The 21,480-nt window shown below is 61.0% G+C and carries 22 protein-coding genes and 1 pseudogene; 11 read left to right on the top strand and 12 right to left on the bottom strand.

Translation table 11 applies throughout. From position 1 onward, the window contains the following. Positions 1-147: 147 nt before the first annotated feature. The 4 genes from BM136_RS21470 to BM136_RS21455 form a co-directional block, all read right to left on the bottom strand. Entirely contained in the window at positions 148-561 is a 414-nt protein-coding gene (locus tag BM136_RS21470) for a tautomerase family protein (protein WP_092975500.1), read from the bottom strand. 62 nt (positions 562-623) lie between these two features. Next, positions 624-1,034, bottom strand: a complete 411-nt coding sequence (locus BM136_RS21465; protein WP_092975498.1) for a hypothetical protein — start codon at positions 1,032-1,034, stop codon at positions 624-626. Between the two features lie 47 nt (positions 1,035-1,081). Next, a complete protein-coding gene (locus BM136_RS21460) occupies positions 1,082-1,975 on the bottom strand; it encodes an alpha/beta hydrolase (RefSeq protein WP_092975495.1) in 894 nt (297 codons plus the stop codon). A gap of 8 nt (positions 1,976-1,983) precedes the next feature. After that, the gene (locus BM136_RS21455) at positions 1,984-2,967 is read right to left on the bottom strand and encodes an MBL fold metallo-hydrolase (RefSeq protein ID WP_092975492.1); all 984 of its coding nucleotides are present in this window, start codon (positions 2,965-2,967) and stop codon (positions 1,984-1,986) included. Between the two features lie 266 nt (positions 2,968-3,233). On the opposite strand from BM136_RS21455, the gene BM136_RS21450 reads away from it, so the two are divergent. Then, positions 3,234-3,719, top strand: coding sequence for a winged helix-turn-helix transcriptional regulator (locus BM136_RS21450; RefSeq protein WP_175537189.1), 486 nt, complete (start codon positions 3,234-3,236; stop codon positions 3,717-3,719). Positions 3,720-3,926: 207 nt separating this feature from the next. On the opposite strand, the pseudogene BM136_RS21445 reads toward BM136_RS21450, so the two are convergent. Beyond that, positions 3,927-5,087 (bottom strand): annotated as a pseudogene (locus BM136_RS21445) (IS30 family transposase). 134 nt (positions 5,088-5,221) lie between these two features. Next, positions 5,222-5,365, bottom strand: a complete 144-nt coding sequence (locus BM136_RS25440; protein WP_175537182.1) for a hypothetical protein — start codon at positions 5,363-5,365, stop codon at positions 5,222-5,224. A gap of 130 nt (positions 5,366-5,495) precedes the next feature. On the opposite strand from BM136_RS25440, the gene BM136_RS21435 reads away from it, so the two are divergent. Continuing rightward, entirely contained in the window at positions 5,496-5,822 is a 327-nt protein-coding gene (locus BM136_RS21435) for an EthD family reductase (protein ID WP_092975483.1), read from the top strand. A 68-nt stretch (positions 5,823-5,890) separates the two neighbouring features. Here the strand turns inward: BM136_RS21435 and BM136_RS21430 are convergent, their stop codons facing one another. Further along, positions 5,891-6,124 (bottom strand): hypothetical protein, encoded by a 234-nt coding sequence (locus BM136_RS21430; protein ID WP_092975480.1) that lies wholly within the window; start codon positions 6,122-6,124, stop codon positions 5,891-5,893. Between the two features lie 75 nt (positions 6,125-6,199). On the opposite strand from BM136_RS21430, the gene BM136_RS21425 reads away from it, so the two are divergent. From BM136_RS21425 to BM136_RS25435, 3 genes are all read left to right on the top strand, one after another. Continuing rightward, positions 6,200-6,781 carry a TetR/AcrR family transcriptional regulator gene (locus BM136_RS21425; RefSeq protein ID WP_092975477.1) on the top strand — a complete coding sequence of 194 codons (582 nt, stop codon included), beginning with the start codon at positions 6,200-6,202 and terminating at the stop codon, positions 6,779-6,781. Between the two features lie 947 nt (positions 6,782-7,728). Next, entirely contained in the window at positions 7,729-7,836 is a 108-nt protein-coding gene (locus BM136_RS25770) for a VOC family protein (RefSeq protein WP_368073449.1), read from the top strand. A gap of 271 nt (positions 7,837-8,107) precedes the next feature. After that, a complete protein-coding gene (locus tag BM136_RS25435) occupies positions 8,108-8,245 on the top strand; it encodes a hypothetical protein (protein WP_175537187.1) in 138 nt (45 codons plus the stop codon). A 2-nt stretch (positions 8,246-8,247) separates the two neighbouring features. Here BM136_RS25435 and BM136_RS21410 read toward each other — a convergent pair whose 3' ends face one another. Further along, positions 8,248-9,309, bottom strand: coding sequence for an MBL fold metallo-hydrolase (locus BM136_RS21410; RefSeq protein ID WP_368073448.1), 1,062 nt, complete (start codon positions 9,307-9,309; stop codon positions 8,248-8,250). A gap of 11 nt (positions 9,310-9,320) precedes the next feature. Further along, positions 9,321-10,169 carry an NAD(P)-dependent oxidoreductase gene (locus tag BM136_RS21405; RefSeq protein ID WP_092975474.1) on the bottom strand — a complete coding sequence of 283 codons (849 nt, stop codon included), beginning with the start codon at positions 10,167-10,169 and terminating at the stop codon, positions 9,321-9,323. 166 nt (positions 10,170-10,335) lie between these two features. On the opposite strand from BM136_RS21405, the gene BM136_RS21400 reads away from it, so the two are divergent. The 3 genes from BM136_RS21400 (at position 10,336) to BM136_RS21385 (ending at position 12,518) form a co-directional block, all read left to right on the top strand. Next, entirely contained in the window at positions 10,336-11,217 is an 882-nt protein-coding gene (locus BM136_RS21400) for a LysR family transcriptional regulator (protein ID WP_092975471.1), read from the top strand. A 369-nt stretch (positions 11,218-11,586) separates the two neighbouring features. Continuing rightward, entirely contained in the window at positions 11,587-11,913 is a 327-nt protein-coding gene (locus BM136_RS21390; RefSeq protein WP_092975465.1) for an EthD family reductase, read from the top strand. Between the two features lie 287 nt (positions 11,914-12,200). Continuing rightward, positions 12,201-12,518, top strand: a complete 318-nt coding sequence (locus tag BM136_RS21385) for a hypothetical protein (RefSeq protein ID WP_092975462.1) — start codon at positions 12,201-12,203, stop codon at positions 12,516-12,518. 134 nt (positions 12,519-12,652) lie between these two features. Here BM136_RS21385 and BM136_RS25240 read toward each other — a convergent pair whose 3' ends face one another. Further along, positions 12,653-12,889, bottom strand: coding sequence for a hypothetical protein (locus BM136_RS25240; RefSeq protein ID WP_139219390.1), 237 nt, complete (start codon positions 12,887-12,889; stop codon positions 12,653-12,655). A gap of 892 nt (positions 12,890-13,781) precedes the next feature. Beyond that, complete coding sequence (locus BM136_RS21380; RefSeq protein WP_092975597.1) at positions 13,782-14,516, bottom strand: SDR family NAD(P)-dependent oxidoreductase; 735 nt, start codon at positions 14,514-14,516, stop codon at positions 13,782-13,784. A 111-nt stretch (positions 14,517-14,627) separates the two neighbouring features. Here BM136_RS21380 and BM136_RS21375 point away from each other — a divergent pair, with 111 nt between their 5' ends. Both BM136_RS21375 and acnB read left to right on the top strand, forming a co-directional pair. Then, positions 14,628-15,575 (top strand): LysR family transcriptional regulator, encoded by a 948-nt coding sequence (locus BM136_RS21375; RefSeq protein ID WP_092975460.1) that lies wholly within the window; start codon positions 14,628-14,630, stop codon positions 15,573-15,575. 185 nt (positions 15,576-15,760) lie between these two features. Further along, the gene (gene acnB / locus BM136_RS21370; RefSeq protein ID WP_092975457.1) at positions 15,761-18,346 is read left to right on the top strand and encodes a bifunctional aconitate hydratase 2/2-methylisocitrate dehydratase; all 2,586 of its coding nucleotides are present in this window, start codon (positions 15,761-15,763) and stop codon (positions 18,344-18,346) included. 162 nt (positions 18,347-18,508) lie between these two features. Here acnB and BM136_RS21365 read toward each other — a convergent pair whose 3' ends face one another. Beyond that, positions 18,509-20,212, bottom strand: a complete 1,704-nt coding sequence (locus BM136_RS21365; protein ID WP_092975454.1) for a M30 family zinc metallopeptidase — start codon at positions 20,210-20,212, stop codon at positions 18,509-18,511. Between the two features lie 324 nt (positions 20,213-20,536). On the opposite strand from BM136_RS21365, the gene BM136_RS21360 reads away from it, so the two are divergent. Beyond that, positions 20,537-21,403, top strand: coding sequence for a LysR family transcriptional regulator (locus tag BM136_RS21360; protein WP_092975451.1), 867 nt, complete (start codon positions 20,537-20,539; stop codon positions 21,401-21,403). Positions 21,404-21,480: the final 77 nt, after the last annotated feature.

Raw genomic sequence — 21,480 nt, 5'->3', positions numbered from 1 at the left:
GAGTGGTGGCTCTATTCATCCCGATACGCGTCCAGAGAATGGTGTCGGATCGGGGGGGCATGAGCCCCCCACCTGAGAAACGATCGGGACGTCCGTTTCAAGTCATTCACTGCCCCGAATCCAAAGAGCAGGGCAGCTTCGTCCTTCTTACTTGTTGACCCAAGGCATAGAGAGGTCGATGTCAGAGACCAGCTTTCCACCGCCGAAGCTCATGCTCTCCAGGGGGATGGCGTACATCAACAGGGTGACATCGTCCTGGCTGACGCCAACCTTTTCTACGGCGTAGCGGGTGACCAACTCCGCGAGCTTGCGCTTTTGCTCCACTGTCCTGCTGGTGCCGGACGTCACCGTTACGATCATGCGTTTGTCGGATCTCTTCAGGTTAGGAAAAGTCGGATGGATGAAGAATTCGTCGTCCTTGTGCTCACTGATGATGACGAAGCGATCATCCATAGGCGTATCCATGGCTTCATGAAGAGCGAGATTTAAAGCATCCGCCAGAGCCCGCTTCTCTTCGCTAGAGAATTTTTGAGCCGGAATGTGGGCATGAAATATTGGCATGAGCGTTTGCTCGGTTGTGTTGTTCAGATTGGATGAGGCGATGAAGTTGGCTGTTTCCCGGCTTAGCTAAAGAAGTCCTGACCGAGTGTTCCCACGAGCCGCTCCTTGAGGTCAGATGAGAATTCGCGGACGACGGGAAACGGGCTTTGGAAGAGCTTGATGTTGTTGATGAGGCCAGACTCATTTCGAGTGAGGATGGTGATGCCGGCGACAGGCTTGCCACTGTGGATGGCATCCCACTCAAGGTAGGTCTTCGTACCGTCCATCGTCTCCGCAGTGAACACGAAGTGTTCATACATCGTGCTCGTCGCGGTAAAGAACGCCCCGATGAGCGTCGGGCCGACCACGGCCTTGCTGAGGGCTGAAGTCTGAAGGCTGGCGTCAGCGGTGAACGACGTCGCGAAGTCGCTCGTTCCTTTCTTTTTGACGATTTGCATCCATGCCGTTGCCGGCGTGTTGTTGTCAGTAGTCATTGCAATCTCCAATCTAGTGTCTATGTCTTCGTTGAGGGGCGCGCGTGCTACTTCTCGAGGTGCCCGAGGAGAAACTCGCCGGCTCTCTGCAGCGCGTCGTGGGCCTGAGGCAAAGAGCCTGTCTGAATGTGCCAAACGTGCAGCATCTCGGGCCAGACCTCGAGGTGCGAATCGCCGCCGGCCGCGCGCACCCTTCGGTCAATTTCAAGCGCGTCGTCGAGAAGTACTTCGTCGCTTCCGACATGGATGAGCAGCGGAGGAAAACCGTGCATGTCAGCGAACATGGGTGAGATGCGCGGATCCTTTAAATCGTGGCCCCCAGCGTAAGCCTTGACCATCTCCCGCATCGCGCTCGTATTGACCATGGGATCGCGTTCGGCCAACTGTGTTAACGAGGGCAGCGTCAGCGTTAGGTCTGCCCAGGGGCTAATGAGTAGGGCTGCTCGCGCGTCCTGGTGGCCTTTCGAGGATGCGTAGGCAAGAACGTTGAGAGCCATGCCACCGCCGCTGGAGTCTCCCGTCACGGCGAACGGCTTGCCAAGCGCACGCACTGCCTCGTAGCCGCGGATGGACTCGTCGTAGGACGCCGGAAATGGGTGCTCAGGTGCCCAGGAGTGGTCCAGGACGATGACCTGGGACTTTGCTGCTCGCGACAGCTCTCCGAGCATGCCCAGATGCGAGGCAGGAGAGCCAGCCACCCAACCACCACCGTGAAAATGGTAGATGACTCGATCTTTGGACGCGCCGGGCGCCGTAATGGCCACCGCGGCTACGCCGCCGAGCTGGGTCGGTTCGACGGTCAGGTCGGCCGCCGGCGGGTTCGCTTGTGAAATTGCCTCCATGCCGACGCGGAGCGTCTCGATGGTGCGTACGGGGTGCGCAAAGCCGGAAGCGAACATCGCCTCGCGCAGCTTGCGGATGGAAGATGAATCGTAGGTCATGGTTCAACTCACTTCAGGTTTACGAAGGTTGCCGGTACCCAGTCGTAGCCAACGCCGGTGTCGGCCTTGCGAACACGGCCCAGGCCAGGGAACGGCATGTGGGCGGCGGCAATCATCGTCTTGTCCGCAGCGAGCTTCACCAAAAGGTCTTCACGCGTTTTGATGGCTGCCGCACTGTCTGAGTCGAAGGCGATGCCGATTTCCGGGTGCGGCATCTGGACGGCGGTGACGTGAGTGACATCGCCCCAGACCAGCAATGACTGACCCTTTGAAGAAATCATGTAGCCGGTGTGACCGGGTGTATGGCCGGGAATGGCATACGGAGCAATGCCGGGAACGATTTCGCCCATGCCTTCGTACGGCTTCCACTTGCCTGCGGCGATGTAAGGCGCGGCGGCATCCTGGGCCACCTCGAAGAAAATTTTTGCTTCTTCCGGGGCCTTGGCAGTGATTTCCTTCGACAGCCAGAAGTCGGCGTCGGCCTTCTTCATCATCACGGTCGCGTTCGGGAAGACGCGTTTCCCGTCTTTGTAGATACCGCCAACATGGTCGGCATGAAGATGGGTCAGCAGCACCAGGTCGATCTGCTCCGGCTTGTAGCCGGAGGCCTTCAAGTTCTGCACGAGCTTGCCCAGGGCGGGGCCGCCCCAGTGACCGCCTGCACCCGTATCGATGAGGACGAGCTTGGAGCCGGTGTTGACGAGGTAGCCTTGGACGGTGGCCGAGACGTTCTTGGGATCGTTCTGGAAGGAGCGCGCCAGGAGGGACTGGATGAGTGCCGGATCGCCATGTAGGAGGTTGGAGTCAATGCTGCCGCTGCCGTCATGGAGAGCGGTGATTTCATAGTCGCCAATCATCGAGCGATAGAAGCCCGCAACCTGCTTGTGCTGCATCGGCGCAGCAGCTCGGGCCGGTGCTACAACAACGAAGGACCCAGCGAATGCTAGCGATGCCGCGAGCACGGTCCGCGAAATGATTGTGGAGAATTTCATAGTGGTTTCCTGACCAGCGTGTGTAGTGGGATACGTTTGTACGTAATGATCTTTAGCGAAACGCCAACTCATCGTGCCTTGTCGGTGCTGCCAGCTTTTCGGCCACCCGCGCGACCGAATTGCTGCGGTGACCCGTGATGAAAGCCGCACGTGCGTTCGATTCCTTCTTCGAGGTGGCATGACCTCTAAGCACTTGCAAAGTGCAAGTGGTTGAAGAATATTCTGACCTCTTGCATAATGCAAGTAGAAATTCAAGGAGGTTGGCTGTGCAACAAACGGGACGATCGGGCTGCCCGATCAACTTGACGCTTGAGCAGATTGGCGACCGCTGGAGCCTGATCGTTATCCGCGATGTCATGTTCGCGAACCGGCGCAGCTATGGCGCCCTGTTGGAGCGAAATGAGGAAGGCATCGCGTCGAACATCCTCGCAAGCCGACTGAAGCACTTGACCGCATCTGGCCTGCTGACACGATCTCCGGATCCGAATCATCAGCAGAAAGGGATCTATAGCCTTACGGAAGCGGCCATACAGCTTGTGCCTGTGCTTGCACAGATGGCTGCCTGGGGCCTCCGCCATACGCAAGCGAGCAAAGAGGCGTCTTTACGCGCGGAGGTGCTGGAAAAGGGCGGCCCTTCACTTTGGAGTGTCCTTATGGACGAACTACGTCACCTGCATCTCGGTGCTCCGCGGCCGGCGAGCTCGGCATTGGACGAACTCCGCGCCGACGACGAGAAGGAAAGCGCAAATTAGTACTAATTGCGTCCTGACATACATCTTGTGGTGCAAAGCTAGCGGTGTCCGCTATGTGAAAACTTCGCCACGGTCTGCAAAGATCACATAGCTGAAGTAGTCGGGCAAAGAAGCTGATCATCCGCCCCTGAAAGTACCAATGGCCGGTCTGTCATCAGAACCGGCCATTTTTCATGGAGAGGCCTCCGTCCGCTTTCGGCTGCCGATTCAACCGGTCAATGCATCAGATCGATGGAATCGTTCCGCTGGCGTATCGAAGTTTAGAGTCTTGCGCGGACGCTCGTTGAGTCGTCTGGCGACAGCATTGAGCTTAGCCTGCGAATGCATGGAGAGATCAGTACCTTTCGGGAAGTACTGTTTCAAGAGGCCGTTCGTGTTCTCGTTCGAGCCGCGTTGCCAGGGATGATGAGGACACAGAAGTAGACCTTGATGTCCGTAGCAACGGTGAAGCGCTTGTGGTCGGCCATCTCCTTGCCGCGATCCCACGTCAGCGACTTGTACAGTTCCTGAGGCAATTTGACGGCGTTCTTGATCAGGGCGTTGATCACAGTCCCCGTATCTTTGCTGGCCACTTTCAGCAGCGTCACGGACCTAGTCTGACGCTCGACCAAGGTGACGATCTGGCTGTTAGCGCTGCCGAAGAGCAGGTCGCCTTCCCAGTGGCCGGGCACCGCACGGTCCTCCGCCGTAGCAGGCCGCTCGCTGATCGGCAGCGTCTCAGAGATCCGGCCATGGTCGTCCGTCTTCTGCGTATGGTGCCGCCAAGGACGCATGGCTCTTTCACGCCGCAAGTGTTCGAGCAGCTCCTTCTTAAGCGCACCGCGGGCCTGTATGTACTGGCTGCGATAGATCGTCTCGTGTGACACCAGGGTAGTCCTTGTTGACGGCATATGCATGCTTGAGCCAGCCGGCAATCTGCTCAGGGGACCACTGTAGCCGCAGCTTGGCTGCCACGACCTGCGCTAGGGTCCGGTTTCTAACGAGCTTGCATAGCTTGGGACGCCGTGCTCGAACCCAGGCAAGTTCATCGGCCCGATTTGCGCGATAGCTATGGATTCCACCATTTCGCCGGAGTTCGCGGCTAATGGTGGACGGAGCTCGCCCTAGCCGGGAGGCGATCGAACGTATCGAGAGCCCCGCCACAACCGAGCGAGAGATCTCTTCTCGCTCGGCAAGCGTCAACGCCAGCCTGGAGCGGTGGCGTTGTGCCGGCTGGATACCGCCGGTCTGCACGAGAATCCCTTGTACAGAAGAATGGTTCCGATCGAACAGTTGGGCAATATGCTGGAGAGAGTCGCCCTTACGCCAGCGCTCCCACATGAGTGCCTTCTGACTCTCTGTGTAATAGATCCGGCGCCGTTGTTTCATTTGCAACACCTCCACTGCTCATGCAGTCTCTAGTGTGTTGCATTGACCGGTTGAATCCGCAGCCAGAAGCAGCCAGTCAAGATTGCCCGCACCGCCGCCAACCCGACCAGCGATGCGAGCCCCAGGCCAACCCCCTACACCCCCGCCTCAATCAAATCCGAAATCTGCACCGACGCCCGCGCAAAGTCAGTCAGCGCGCGGGCGCGCTTGTGCCGATGGCTGCCCGCGGAAATCACGACCGGCTCTTTTGCGTCCTCAGCCTGCAGGACGATGAGCATGCCGGGGTAGCGGTCTGCCTGACTTGACCGGAACAGAAGCCCCGGGGCTCCGTCAGCCGCAAGCCGGTATGATCGTTGGCTGTCACGAGAATCGCAGGGCGACGACGCCATTGATGGCAAGGAGAACCGCATGATCAAGGTCACCGTGATGTACCCGTACACCGAAGGCGCACGCTTCGACCACACCTACTACCGCGAACGGCACATGCCGATGGTGAAGGCCGCGCTGGGCAGCGCCTGCGCTTACTACACCGTTGACAAAGGCTTGACGGGCAGGGCGCCCGGAGAACCGCCCGCCTTCGTGGCGATGTGCGCGTTCATCTGTGATTCGGTCGAAGGCTACGAGGCGGCCATCCAACCGCACCGCGCCGAAATTCTGGGCGACATCGCCAACTACACCGACATCGTGCCAGTGGTCCAGGTCAGCGAGGTCATCGTCGAGCGGTTGGCTCTTTGAGCGCGACGGATCGAGTCTGACGATACGCCCAACGCCTGCACCCCGGCGGGCTGCCGTTAGCATCGCAGCTAGGCCACATTCAAGTGCGTAATTCGCTCGTGCGCGTCGGTGAGGTGGAATCCGTACTGCTCGATATCGTCCAGGCACGAGTTCACATCGACGCCACGGTGCGGCTCGTCCGGGTGCATGTCGAGCACCTTGAACGGGCTCCACGGGCCGTGCCGCTCGGGCAGGTTCGTGCCGCGCTCATCCAACGTGAAACCGAATACGCGACCTTGGCCTCGAAATATGTGTACTTGCATGGTGTTCTCCAGTTGGGCCATTCTCAAAAGGAGAACGCCGCTTTACACTGTGTAAACTAAGTTGGAGTTTACACAGTGTCAAGTCCAGAGCCAACGACGCGCGCCCGGATTCTGCTAGCCACATTGGCGCTCATCGAGGGCGGCGCTACCGGCATCACGATGAGTCAGATTGCCAAGCAGGCAGACCTGTCCCGCCAAGCGCTGTATCTGATCTTTGAGAACAAGGCGGATCTATTCGTCGCGCTGCTTCGATATGTAGACGGCAAGCGGGGGATTGTTCAAGAGCAGGCCCGCATCAGGGCGGCTGAGAACGGTCTTGCAGCACTGCTGGCCCTTGTAGACCGACAGGCTCGACTGTGCCCCGCGTACAAGCCGCTTGCAGATGCCTTTGAACTTCTGCGACGGCAAGATCCCGATGCAGAGCAGGCATGGCAAGACCGGCAAAGCGATCGCCTGGAAGGCTGCCGTGTCGTTGCCGCCCGTATCAAAGCAGACGGCACACTCCGTGATGGGATTTCGGTTACTGCCGCTGCGGATCTTATTTGGTCACTCACCTCATCTGCGACTTGGGATGATCTGGTGGTCAAGCGCGGCTGGACTGCGGCTGCGTATCGGCGGCACGTTAGCGAAGTTTTGCGGCTGTCACTTGTGAAATGAAAATGCGGGTCTGCCTTTGGCCATGGGTTCGGATTGGCGGAGCTTGCCAATCACCTCTGCGACGAGCAGCGCCAAGAAAAAAGGGCGACTATCCGGCCGCCCGTCTTACCCATGCGCCATAAGCTCTATGGCTGCGCGGGCCAGAAGCCCGCTGCGTGTTTCAGCCGTTTTCTGGCAAGCAAACTTACCTGGGTCGAACTGAGCCCAGCAGCGCCAACTCGGCCGCATTCGCAATCTGATCTGCAAAGGTCGGGCTTCCAACCGCACGTGCGAGTGTCACCGCGCCTACTAAGGAAGCCAAAGCTGAATACGCTGCTTCAAGGTTCCGCGGGACGCGGGGCGACGCGGGGCCATCTACGACAGTCTGTGCAACTTCGCGCAATGCCACTTCGAAGGCGGCGCGCGACTCCTGATCGGAGCGAGCCACTTCAGTCGGCAACGTCTGCAGCGTGCAGCTTTCCGACAGGTCGCAGGTTCGCTTTGCGCTGAGATAGAACCGCACAAACTCTGGCCACCAGGCGCGCCCATGCTCTGATTGGAAGTGAAGAACACCTCTTCGCAAATCGTCCATTCCTTGCCTCAGCGACTCACGGAAAACGTCGCCCTTGGAGTCGAAGTGGGCATCCCAGGGCCAGGAAGGAGTGCTTGATGCTGCTTTCAAATTACCTATTCTTTACCGACGCCTGCGAGGAGGCTCTGCGCTGCTATGAGGCATGCGGGCTGGGCCGGATTGTAGAGATGGTGCGATACGGCGCAGACGGGATGCCGCCCAAGAGCGAGGCAATGCGTGGCAAGGTCTGCACGCCAAATTCGAAGGGGATGGTATCGCCTTCTATGCTTCGGACAACGATGACGCAGAGCCGATGCGAGAGTCCGCGCACCATCTGGCGATGGACAGCAGGCGATCGACCGATCAGCTGTTCAGTGCGTTGAGTTCAGGAGGCCTCGTGACGACTGCACTCGACATGCAGCCGTGGGGGGACTACTACGGAAAACTGACGGATCGCTTCGGTGTGCAATGGATGTTGAACTGCCATGAGCCGGCTCGATCGTGATTGCCGAAGGCGCGTGCTAGGCGTTCTTGTCGAGGAGGGGCAGTGCTTGCTGCAAGGTATCACGTCGGTTCCAATAACCTGAGTGCCTCTTCAGGATCGGAAACAGCTCTTCAGAAGTCGGGCGGTCAACATCCGCTTTCGGCCAATGACGGCCAGCCTCAACGACCCGCATCGCTAGGCCAACCCGGCCAGCGATGCGAGCCCCGGCTCAACCCTGTACCGCTGCCTCAATCAAATCCGAAATCTGCACCGATGTAACGGTCTGTCGGATTTGGCCGAAGGTTCCGACGCCGCTGTCCAACCACACCACGCCGAGACCCAGGGCGGCATCGCCAACTACACCGACGTCGCGCCGGTGGTCCAGATCAGCGAGGTCATCGTCGAGCGTTTGGATCGCTGCATCTGTTGAGACTATTTCCCGGCCGAGTAGTTGATGGGAATCCAACGGAAGCCATGCTTATCCGCTTGCAGATGCCCGAGTCCCGGAAAAGGCACGTGAGCGGCGGCGAAAAGTATCTTGTCGTTGGCGATGCGGGTGAATTCCTTGATGCGTTCCTGTTCGGCTAACTGGCTGTCGCTATCGAACGAAACGGTGACCGTCGGATCCTCAAATTGAATAGCCGCGACATGCACGATGTCGCCCACGACCATCAAGCGATTCCCCTGGCTCTCGATCATGTAACCCACGTGCCCAGGTGTATGTCCAGCGCTCTGGTACGCATGGATGCCGGGGCTCAACTCTTGCGCGCCGTCAAACGGCCGCACGCGGCCTGCTCTGATGTAGGGCTCCATGATCGTCATCGCACGGCGATAGCTGCCCTTTTGGTCGCCGCGATTGCCCTCTGGCGCCTTGGCCATGTTCGCCTCGCTTAGCCAGTAATCCAGCTCACGACGATGGACGCGGACGATCGCATTGGGAAAGCGCATGTCTCCATCCGTCGTCAGCCCACCAATATGGTCTGCGTGCATGTGCGTGATGTCGATTTCATCCACCTGGGACGGCGCGTAACCGGATGCCTTCATGTTGGCTGCCAACCTCCCCAGGTGCGGGCCGAAGATGTTGCCTGCGCCGGTATCGATCAAAATCAGTTTGGCACCCGTATTGATCAGGAAGGCGTTGTAGGACGTTTCGAGCGGACTTTGTAGGTAATTCTCGGCCAGCACTTCGTTGACTTTTTGCGGTGTGGTGTTCGTCAGAAACTGGTCAACCGGCAATTCCAGTGTGCCGTCATTGAGTGCGGTGATCTCATAACCACCCAACATGAAACGGTAAAAGCCTGGCGCTAAGGTACGAGCAAAGGGAGCTGCCGCGTGGGCTGCAGACTGCAGTAGCAGAGACATGGCCAGAAGGCTGCAGAGGACAAACAGCTTGGTCATTGGATGTCGATATTTCATGATCGTCTTTTCTGTATCGGTGGCCGCATTGGCATCAAAACGGCGCGGCGGGAGTGCGGTTTGGGTTGGCAGCAACATGGCCACCTACGTCATTTCCCATTCAAGGTGGCTCTGGCCATCGCCGACCAATCCTGGTCGCCGTAGCCGGCATCCACAGCGTCCTGCATGCGCGCATAAACGATGTCGAGCATAGGTAGCTCGCCGTTGGCGTCCCGTGCGGCTTCTTTCGCCAGCCGCAGATCCTTCAGGCCCAGTGTCGCCTTGAAGCCTGGCGGATATTCGTTCTTGATGATGTTGCCGGAGTAGGTCTGATAGGGGCGAGAGCCAAACAAGGTGCCGAGGCTCAGTTCCAGAAAGCGTTCCCGCGGCACACCATGCGCTTCGGACAGCACCACCGCTTCGGCCATCGCTTCGATCGCGAAGCTGATCATCATGTTGCACGCCAGTTTGGCGGCATACGCCATGCGCGGATCGTCGCCCATGTGCCAGATGCGCTTACCAATCACCTCCAGCGCGGGCTTGACCTTATCGATCGCGGCCGGGTCACCGGCGGCAAGAATGTTGAGCTCGGCCCGCGCAGCGACATCGGGCCGTCCCAGTACCGGCGAGGCGACAAAGGCGATGTCGTGGGCGCGATGATGATCCGCCAACTCTTGTGAAAACGCAGCCGAGATCGTGGACGACACCACATGCACCAAGCCAGGCCTTGCCTGCGCCAGAAGATCGCCTTCCATCAACACGCTGCGAATGGCAGAGTCGTCGGACAACATGGTCAATGCCATGTCGGCTTGCAATGCCTGCATTGGCGTATCCATCATTCGCACGCCTGCGACGCTGCCGCCCGAGCGATTCCATGCGACAACCTTGTGGCCGGCCGCAGCCAGGTTGCGTGCGATTTCCCGACCCATCGCACCAAGGCCGATGATTCCGATTTCCATTTGCTTTGCTTTCTCCAGAAAGTCAGGCCCAGCTTGAACGGAGCCAGCCGGGCTGTTGACTGCAGCCAATCGTTCGGCTGGCGATGGAGCGTAGTCTCGCAACGTTCGATACTGTTCATCAACTGAATATAATGAACACCGTCCGTTCAGTTTTGTAAGGGGTGACATGGAGTGGAGTGATGTGAGGATCTTTCTTGCTGTCGCCCGCACGGGCACGCTCGGTGCCGCTGCACGGGCTCTGCGCGTGAGCCACCCGACCGTGGGCAGGCGATTGCGCGCTTTGGAAGAGGCCACAGGGCAGGTGCTGTTTCAGCGGACGGCCGACGGTTTCGTTCTGACTGAAGAAGGGATGGGAGTGCTTCCTCTTGCCGAGCAGATAGAAGAGGGCGCGTTGGCGATGGAGCGGCGACTGGCCGGGAAGCAACAAGCGCTCGACGGCACGCTACGCGTGACCTCCGCCGACTGGTTTGGCGCCTACGTGTTGCCTCCGGTGCTGGCGGCGTATGCGGCCAAATACCCCCAAGTCCAGATTGAGGTGCTTACCGGAACGCGCCTGTTCAACCTGGCGCAACGGGAGGCTGATGTGGCGTTTCGCATTGTGCCGTTCGAGGAGCAGGACATCGTCCAGCGGCGGTTGCTCCAGATGCGCTATGGCGTCTACGTGTCTGCCACCGGGCCCGCCCCGGTCGCTGGCGACGGCAGCGGATATCGGCTGATTACGCCGGATGTATTAAGTGGGTCGTTTCCGGATACGGCATGGCTGAGAGAAATGTTTCCGAATGCAGGCGTCGCGCTGCATTCGAACAACCGGAACGTCAAAGCGCAGATGTGCGTGATGGGAATGGGCATTGCAGTGCTGCCGCGCCCGCTGGGTGACCAGACCCACGGTATCCGCCGGCTGGAGCTGGACGTGGAACCGCCGCATCGCGAGATCTGGATGGGCTACCACCGCGACTTGAGGCGGCTTAACCGCTTGTCTGCATTCGTTGATTTGACGGTCAGGCATCTCGCCAACTCTGCATTTGATGCCTCTGCCAGATCGCTGTGAACGCCCAACTTTGCGTGCAAGCGCATCCATGGGCCGAATGGTTTCCTTCGGCCAATAGTGGCCAACCTCGCTGGCCTGCACCGCCGCCGCCCAAATCCGAAATTTGCACCGACGCCCGAGCAAAGTCGGTCAGCGCGCGGCAGCGCTTGTGCCGATAGCTGCCGGCGAAGATGACGACCGGCTCTTTGGCGTAATCGGCTGTCTCCTCCCAGCGGCATTGGCGACCTACAGGACTGAGCATGCCGATGTAACGGTCTGTCCGGTCGCCCGGAACGGAAGTCTTAAGCCCCGTCGACTGCAAGCCGGTATGATCATCGGCACTCACGAGAATCGCTGGGCGACGACGTCAATGATGGCAAGGAGAACCGCATGATCAAGGTCACCGTGATGTACCCGTACACCGAAGGAACGCGCTTCGACCACACCTATTACCGCGACCGGCACATGCCGATGGTGAAGGCCAGGTTGGGCAGCGCCTGCGCTTACTACACCGTCGAAAAGGGCTTGGCCGGTGGAGCGCCCGGTACACCGCCTGCCTTCGTGGCGATGTGCGCGTTGATCTGTGATTCGGCCGAAGGCTTCCAGGCCGCCATGCGAGAGCACGGCGCCGAGATCCTGGGCGACATTGCCAACTACACCGACATCGCACCGGTGCTGCAGGTTAGCGAGGTCGTCGTCGAGCGATCGGATCGCTAGCCATACGCTGTCGCGCAAATCACGTGCGGAAGTCGTGGCGAGCGGACACCGATGACCTCAGCGATCCTCTATCCCTCGTCGGTCTCGTGAAGTCGGCGCGCGACATGATCGCGGGCTCGCCAGCCGGCTTCTTTTGATACCGCGTACGGCGGCTGCGCTTGAGCAGGATCAACTCTGCGCGCGCTCACCCTCTGTGTAAAAGAGAGAGTCGTACTTAACTTGAGTGAAGGCGTTTGTTTGGAGAACGCCTCTGACGGCGTACGGCTTTTCTGCACTGAAGAGGACCTATGACAGGCGAACCGAAAAATTCCGACGAGCTCATTCAAGTCAAAGCAGTTCTCCGGCGCAACTTGGAGTCCATGGGCGCTATTGCTGCGCGCATGGTGGTGTTGATGAAGTTTCGCGAGGCGGTCTTGCCTTACCTGCCTCCCTCGGCGGCTGAGGGCGCGCTCGATGCATTCAATGCAAGTCTTGAAGAGGCGATCCCGCTGGCTGCTGAGTTTGGAACATTGCCCGCATACAGCGATGCGTTTTTCGACGAAGTGTTGACCACGCGAGCAGCGCTGCAGCGGCGGCAGAACGGGGAGGGGATTCGCGATCATTGAGGCAGCGGCCCGCCCGCATGGGGTTGGAGGGTGGGGCATTGCCAGTGCCGTTGGCGTAGGGTGTTGGTCTGGTGGCGGGAGGCGGTAGGCGGTAGTGTGGCGTTGCGCCATACCGCTTCCCGGGCTGGCCAACGCTATGCGGCGGCGGGTAGGGCGGCGGTGCCTTCTTCAGCGGTCTGCTTGCCGAGCAGAATCGCCGCACTCAACGCCATGCCTTCTGTTACGAAGCCTTCGGGGGAGCATGCAGACTTCCATTCCGACGGTGCTCGCCCGGTAGGCGCGTAGCGGAACTCGCTGGCCCATCTGCCGTCGGCTCGTCGCTGGGTGCGTATTTCGACGTGGCCTTTTTGTGCTTTTACGATTAATTCCATGGGACCCTCGTTATTGTGTCCCCCGCTTCTCCCGGAAGCGGGCGCCATTCTGTGCGGCGCGTCCAACAGCTTCAAGGTATGAACGATTGAACGCAATGTCTAGCGATTTTCTGAGTACATCGCGCGAGGTGTTGAGTGGATGCGTGTTTTCAGGATGTACCGAATCGCGATGCGGTTATTTCTGCCGCGGCAGCGTGCGTCGCTGACTTGCCTTTGGGTGTGTAGAAAATCGTTTGTGCAGATAGCAAGGGTCAGCGCGCTTGCCCAAGGTTCTCCGCTTGCGAATGCGAGCCCGTACGCAAGCAGCGAGTTTTCACCGAGGAGGGCGGCGACGATCGCAGTAAGCCCGCGCAGCAAATCAAAGGAGCCTACACAGCGCGTTTTTTTTGAACGCGCGCCGCGCAGGCTTCCGAGTCTTCCCGTGCGACTGCGGTTGACGTTCGGATACGCTCGAACACATTCGATACCTGTCCTGCTTCGGAACGCGGGGGGATGCAATGCGGAATGCACAGATTGAAGAGACTGGCGGCCCCGCTGAACTGGAGCTGGGTGCCCGTGTCGCCGAGTCGCCGACTGGTTGAGTATTCGGCTCGAACTGCAGGCGGGGGACATGCTCTGGGACAAAGGCTTTGATATGGACGCCGTTGCGCCGTCAGCCTTCTTCGTGAACGAGTCGGGTTGCGCTAACACCTTGCAGTAGAACCGCGCCGTCCTTTTCTTCCGTGGGGATTCCGGTGCTGTGTATCGTGCCGCCGACAGCGTGCCTCTCCGGAAGATGCTCCCCCCAAAAGCGTTGGCGTTCTACAACTCTGAGCGGTATGCGCCCATTAAGGCGCACGTCAGGAGGCCTAGCAGGCGTGCGTGTTTGTCGTCGAACATGCGTTGAACCCACTCACCACCGAACGGTCCTGCCGCGGTAGTCGAGATACTCGAGGCCGGGACGCCCCAGTTTGTTCAGAATCACGTTCACGACGCCCGGAATACTCTCTTCGATTGACAATCGTCCCTCGGGTCCGCCGAGGTCGGTGCGCACCCAACCGGGGGCCACCAGCAGCATGGCTAAGGGCGTGTGCGCCTGGCGCGCAGCGAAGCTGCGCATGAACTGGTTCAGTGCCGCTTTGCTGCCACGATAGAGTTCGCGCTGGCCGGATTCATTGTCGGCAATGCTGCCTTGCCCTGACGACATGATCCCGATCAGCCCAGCCGGCGGAACAAGATGGGCCAGGCTTTCGACCACGCGCATCGGGCTGAGCGCATTGGTCATCATGAGCGCCACGAAATCCTCGGTGGATACCTCGCCGATGGTCTGCGTCGGATCCGGATTGGTCGTCCCCGCATTGACGAACAGAACATCGAACGTCCGGCCGGACAGGCGCTCGCTCAGGGCCCGGATCTGCTCGGGCCGCGTGATGTCCAGCGTTTCGATGGCGATCCGGTCTGGATGCGCATTGGCAAGATCGTGCAAGAGCGTCCTGTCGTTGCCGGCGCGGACCGTGCCCACGACGTTCCATCCCTTCTTGAGAAACTCGGCCGCCATGGCATGACCAAGGCCCCGTGAGGCGCCGATCAGCAAAACGGTGGGCGGGTGGGTGGGAGCGTTGGACAAGGCATTCTCCGTTGTGCGCAGGGGATGCCGTGTATTGTGGGAATAGCTCGTGCTTTGCACCAGACGCCTGGTCGACAATCCACGATTGCACCAGACGCCATAATTGGATCGGTTTTCGATTATTCTGGCCGCATGTCACGCGTCGACCTCAACCTCCTGACTGCGCTGGATGCATTGCTCAGTGAACGTAGCGTCACCGGCGCGGCCCGGCGTCTGAATCTCAGTGTCTCTGCCATGAGCCGCACGCTTTCGCGCCTGCGCATGGCGACGGGCGATCGCCTGTTGTTGCAGGCTGGCCGCGCGCTGGTGCTTACACCTTATGCCGAGCAACTGAGCCAACGTATTCCTGCACTGACCCGTGAAGCGGAGGCGGCGCTGGGGCGTGCCGAACATCGGTTCGACGTCGCTACCCTCGAGCAATGCTTCACCGTGCGCGCGGGTGAAGGCTTCGTCGATTTACTTGGCGCGGCCTTGATGGACCGCATCCATCGTACGGCGCCGGGCGTGCAAGTCCGCTTCACGCCCAAGCCGGACTGGAACGCCCAGCCCCTGCGGGACGGTGCGATTGATCTGGAGATCGGTATTGTCCGAACGGCCGCCCCTGAAGTCCGTACACGGCCGCTTTTCCGCGATCGCTATGTCGGGGTGTGCCGCGTGGGCCATCCTCTCCTGGGCGATGCTCACATCCGCCTGGAGCAATGGGCCGCATGTGGCCACGTCATGGTTTCGCGTACGGGGCAAGCGGAAAATGCGATCGACGTGGCACTGGAGCCGCCAAACCTTCGGCGGAAGGTGGCAATCGTGGTGCCGTCCTATATGAGCGCTATGCAACTGGCCCGCCATTCGGACTTATTGGCCGCCGTTCCATATTCCTGCTTGGGTAATGCCTTTGTAACGGATTACGCGGCTGCCAACGGGCTGCAGTATTTCGAGCTGCCGCTGGCCATACCCGCTTTCACCATTTCAAAGATCTGGCATCCGCGCCTCGATCACGATCCGGCGCATCAATGGTTTCGCACTGAAGTGCTGGAGCTGTGCCAAGCGGCATATCCGCAGAATCCACCACAGGATGCGCGCTGATGGCAGGTAGGCCGTTATCGCCGAATGGCCGGCGTCGGTGCCCGGTCGCACGCTTGACTCTTATATAAGATATAAGACATTTGACCGTGTGGGGTATTGCGATTAGAATCGCGCCCAAGCGGCGCCCGGACCAGCCTCGGGGTGCCTGAAAAGATCCCCTGTAACGTCATCTCAGCAGGTCTCCCATGCTTGAAAACTTTCGCGCTCACGTGGCCGCGCGCGCCGCGCTCGGTATTCCTCCCCTGCCGCTGACGGCTCAGCAGACCGCCGAACTGGTCGAACTGCTGACGAACCCGCCCGCCGGCGAAGAGCAGACGCTGCTCGACCTGATCACCCATCGCGTGCCCGCTGGCGTGGACGAAGCCGCCCGCGTGAAGGCAGGCTTCCTGGCTGCTGTCGCCAAGGGCGAGACCGCTTGCGCGCTGATTTCGCGTGCCCGCGCCACCGAACTGCTCGGCACGATGCTGGGTGGCTACAACATCCAGCCGCTGATCGAGCTGCTGTCCGACGCTGAAGTCGGTGCCACCGCCGCAGAGGCGCTGAAGAAGACGCTGCTGATGTTCGACCAGTTCCATGACGTCAAGGAACTTGCCGACAAGGGCAACGCGAACGCGCGCGCCGTGCTGCAAAGCTGGGCCGACGCCGAATGGTTCACGAGCCGTCCGGAAGTGCCGGAAAGCCTGACCATCACCGTGTTCAAGGTCACGGGCGAAACCAACACCGATGACCTGTCGCCTGCACCGGACGCCACCACCCGCCCGGATATCCCGATGCACGCGCTGGCGATGCTGAAGAACGCGCGCCCTGGCATCACGCCGGAAGAAGACGGCAAGCGCGGCCCGGTCAAGTTCATCGAATCGCTGAAGGAAAAGGGCCACCTGGTTGCCTACGTGGGCGACGTGGTCGGCACGGGCTCGTCGCGCAAGTCGGCCACGAACTCGGTGCTGTGGTTCACGGGCGAAGACATCCCGTTCGTTCCGAACAAGCGCTTCGGCGGCGTGTGCCTGGGCGGCAAGATCGCCCCGATCTTCTACAACACGATGGAAGATGCCGGCGCACTGCCGATCGAACTCGACGTGTCGCAGATGGAAATGGGCGACGTGGTCGAACTGCGCCCGTACGAAGGCAAGGCACTGAAGGACGGCAAGGTCATCGCCGAATTCCAGGTCAAGTCCGACGTGCTGTTCGACGAAGTGCGCGCCGGCGGCCGCATTCCGCTGATCATCGGCCGCGGCCTGACCGCCAAGGCGCGTGAAGCGCTGGGCCTCGCACCGTCGACGCTGTTCCGCCTGCCGCATCAGCCGGCCGACAGCGGCAAGGGCTTCTCGCTGGCGCAGAAGATGGTTGGCCGCGCGTGCGGCCTGCCGGAAGGCCAAGGCATCCGCCCGGGCACGTACTGCGAACCGAAGATGACCTCGGTCGGCTCGCAAGACACCACGGGCCCGATGACCCGCGATGAACTGAAGGACCTGGCGTGCCTGGGTTTCTCGGCCGACCTGGTGATGCAGTCGTTCTGCCACACCGCCGCGTACCCGAAGCCGGTGGACGTGAAGACGCACCAGACGCTGCCGAACTTCATCAGCACGCGCGGCGGTATCGCGCTGCGCCCGGGCGACGGCGTGATCCACTCGTGGCTGAACCGCATGCTGCTGCCCGACACCGTCGGCACCGGCGGTGACTCGCACACGCGCTTCCCGATCGGCATCAGCTTCCCGGCAGGCTCGGGCCTGGTCGCCTTCGCGGCTGCTACCGGCACGATGCCGCTGGACATGCCGGAATCGGTGCTGGTCCGCTTCAAGGGCAAGATGCAGCCGGGCGTTACGCTGCGTGACCTCGTCAACGCGATTCCGCTGTACGCCATCAAGCAAGGCATGCTGACGGTTGCCAAGCAAGGCAAGAAGAACATCTTCTCGGGCCGCATTCTCGAGATCGAAGGCCTGCCTGACCTGAAGGTCGAGCAAGCGTTCGAACTGTCGGACGCCTCTGCCGAGCGTTCGGCCGCCGGTTGCACGGTGCACCTGAACAAGGAACCGATCATTGAATACCTGAACAGCAACATCACGCTGCTCAAGTGGATGATCGCGCAGGGCTACCAAGACCCGCGCAGCCTGCAACGCCGTATCAAGGCGATGGAGCAGTGGCTGGCCGATCCGCAACTGCTGCAGCCGGATGCCGACGCCGAGTACGCTGCCGTCATCGAGATCGATCTGGCCGACATCCATGAGCCGATCGTGGCTTGCCCGAACGATCCGGACGACGTGAAGACGCTGTCCGACGTGGCCGGCGCCAAGATCGACGAAGTGTTCATCGGCTCGTGCATGACCAACATCGGCCACTTCCGTGCGGCGTCGAAGCTGCTGGAAGGCAAGCGCGACATTCCGGTCAAGCTGTGGGTGGCGCCGCCGACCAAGATGGACCAGAAGCAGCTGACCGAAGAAGGCCATTACGGCGTGTTCGGCACGGCCGGTGCGCGTACCGAAATGCCGGGCTGCTCGCTGTGCATGGGCAACCAGGCTCAGGTGCGCGAAGGCGCGACGGTCATGTCGACGTCGACCCGCAACTTCCCGAACCGCCTGGGCAAGAACACGAATGTGTATCTGGGCTCGGCGGAACTGGCGGCAATCTGCTCGCGTCTGGGCAAGATTCCGAGCAAGGAAGAGTACATGGCCGACATGGGCGTGCTCACCGCGAACGGCGACAAGATCTATCAGTACATGAACTTCGACCAGATCGAAGACTTCAAGGAAGTCGCCGACACCGTGCAGATGTAAATGCGTTGTCGCAGCTGCGTCGGGTCGTTCCTGACGCGCTGATGTGTGATGTGAAAAAGGCGCCGGGGGCATTCAGCCCCCGGCGCCTTTTTCTTTTGGATGCGTCGCTGGATTCCGCCGCTCGGCGGAACCCTACAGGGAGGCTCCCTGCGCCGCGCGCCGTCAGTGGATGATGATCGACACCGTGGAATACGCCGGCACCGTGATCGTCTCGCTGTACGTGCCGGCTTTCGTGCCGCGCGCCACCGGGAACTGGCCGAAGCCTTGCAGCGTGGCCGGCACGGACGTCGGCATGGTGCGCTGGCTGCTGTAGCTCGGGCCATTCAGCGCCGGGATCGAGAAACCGCTGTCCGAGCGCGCCGGATACGCGAAGCCCGACGGGCTGCCCGGCACCGGCAGCAGCGCGACCGCCGTGCCCCAGCGGCCCGTTGCATCGCCCAGGCCTGCGCCACCACCGGCCTGGATGGCGTTGTTCAATACCGCAGTCGAATCCGTCGACGAGAAGTTCTGCAGCAGGTTCGTGTAGTACGCAATGCCGTACTGGCGCAGCAGGAAGCCGCCCAGGCTGCCCGAAATCGGATACCCCGGGCACGACGAAGACAGCGACGGATCGAACGCCGTCAGCGAGCAGTCGTACGCGCTTTGCAGCCAGGCCGGGAAGCGGCTGTCGCGCACGTTGTTGAAGGTCGGATCGATCTGGCTGGAGAGCACGTCTTCCATCGTCATCGCTGTCATTTCTTCCAGCCACGTGCCGTACATGTACTGCGAGCCGTGCAGCACGCCGCGCTGGTAGAAGTTGGCCATGTGCGTGAACTCATGGCCGAGCGTCGAGATGACGGTATTCAGTCCGTCGGTGCCGCCGAGGTAAATGGTTTCCGAATCCACATACAGCGACAGCGACTGATTCGACAGCGGCTGCGAGCTGGTGGTGAAGTTGTTGCGTGCCCAGAAGTAGCCAACGCGGCCATAGGCCTGGCCGTCGGGCTGGATGTTCAGCACCACGATGTCGAGCGCCTGGTTCGGGTCGATCAGGCTGGCCGAGCTGGAGTAGCTGCCCCACGGCTGGCCGACCAGCGAAGTGGCCAGCGTATAGACCGACTGCGTGCCCGAAGCGAACTTGGTGATGAGCGTGTTGATGATGCCGTCGCTGATCTTGCTGGAGCCGTATTCGGTGTTTTCCACCCACAGGTTGACGATGCGGCCGTCGGTGGCTGTGGTTTGCTGGCGCAGCGTGGCCGTACGCACGGTGGCGGTGCCGTCCGGCTGCTGGTGGTTCCACGTTCGCTGCGTGCCGACGCTGGCGACCGACTGCGGACGCAGCACCGTATCGTTGGAGGCGCCTTGCGTCTTGAGCGGGCTGCCGCCGGTGGCGTAGCCGTCCAGCGCATGGATGTTGAAATCGGAAAGCTGGCGGTCGAACGCCGCGTTGGCGTCATTGCCGGCCACGTCGGCGGCAGGCTTGGCGACCGGCGCGCCCGTGGCGTTCAGCAGCCCCAGGCCCGTCAGCGAGACGGATGGCATCGGCTGCGCCGCCGCACTCTGGTTCGTGTAGACGAGCGTCACGCTCTGGCCCGTGAGCCCCGCGATCGACACCGGCACCGAGCCGGCCGCTGCGCCCGTATTTGTCGCTTGCCACACGCCCACGCCGGAGCCGGCGTAGGTGTTGCCCAGTGCGCCGCAGTTCGACCCGCTGCACGCCGCCGCCACAGTGATATTGGCGGACGAGCCTTGCGTGGCTGCCGGGGTGGCCCCTGAACTGCCGCCGCCTCCGCCCCCGCCACATGCGGCCAGGGTGCCTGCTGCTGCCACCATCATCGCGATGGTCCATTGCTTCGTGCCGCGCACGACGTTGCTGCTGCGTTCCATCCACTTCTCTCCAAATCCGCACATACCGAATGCGTGCGCAAGGGCGGCTCGTGACTGCCTCAAGCGCAACATGCCGACGGATTCTCTAGGTGAAGTGGCGGATTCGATCCGTGGAAATAACGCCTTCACAGGCGCCAATTCCCCCCGATGTGGGGGTGCGCAAAGTTTGCGTTGTCGAAAAGGTTGAAAAAGTCGTAGCCCCCAGATGTAGATGCAGAAAATGGAGGAGGGCGCCTGGCGCCACTTTGGCGACGGTACCGTCCGCTAGAATGGGCCGCCCGCTCATTCACCGCGCCGCAAACGCGCTCAATACGTCACCCGCCGATGCTCGTTGCGCAGCTCAAATCGTTCTTCATGGTTGCCCGCCTGGGCAGCATCACGCTGGCAGCCAAGCAGCTTGGCCTGTCGCAGCCGACCGTGACTTCGCAAATCCGCGCCCTTGAAGAGGCCTACGGCGTAGAGCTGTTCTACCGGGGCGGGCGCCGGCTCTCCTTGTCGGACGCGGGCGTGCGGCTGATGCCCCTGGTGGACCAGCTCGTGCGCCAGGAAACCGAGATTGACTTTTTCCTGCGCAACTCCGGCGACATGGGATCGGGTCACCTGCGCATTGGCGCGACGGCGCCGTATTACGTGCTCGACATCGTGGATCGGTTCTGCAAAAGCCATCCCGGCATTGACGTCAGCATCGAAGCCGGTAATTCGGTGCAGATGCTCGAAGCGCTGCAGGAGTACCGCGTCGACGTGGCGTCGTCGTCGCAGCGGGTGGACGACGCGCGTTTTCTGCGCATTGAACTGGCGCGCGATCCGCTCGTGCTTGTCGTGCATCGAAGCCACGCGCTCGCCGGCCAGACGAGCGTGCCGGTCAGCGCGCTGTCGCAATGCCGGCTGCTGGTGCGCGAAGTCGGGTCGACCACCCGCGCCATGACGGAAACAATGATGGCCCAGGCAGGCGTCACGCCGGCTTCCACGGTCGAGATCGGCAGCCGGGAGTCCATCCGGGAGGCCATCACGCGCAATCTGGGGGTGAGCGTCATCGCCCGCCAGGAAGTGCCAAGCCACGCCGATCTGCGTGTGCTGCCCTTTGAAGGTGGCGCGCCGGAACTGAGCGAATACCTGTACTGCCTGCAGGATCGGCGCGATGTGCGCTTGATTGCCGCCTTCCTGAGCGAAGTCCGGCCCGTCGCGTCATAGACCGAACCAAAATCCGGAAATGCGCGCATTGGCGTTTTTGGGGTAACTGCCACAAGGGGTACATGTCGGCTGGCTAC

This window comes from Ralstonia sp. NFACC01 (assembly GCF_900115545.1).
Lineage (GTDB): Bacteria > Pseudomonadota > Gammaproteobacteria > Burkholderiales > Burkholderiaceae > Ralstonia > Ralstonia mojiangensis.
Note: the sequence above shows the minus strand (reverse complement) of the source record. Positions and strands in the feature narration are given on the sequence as shown.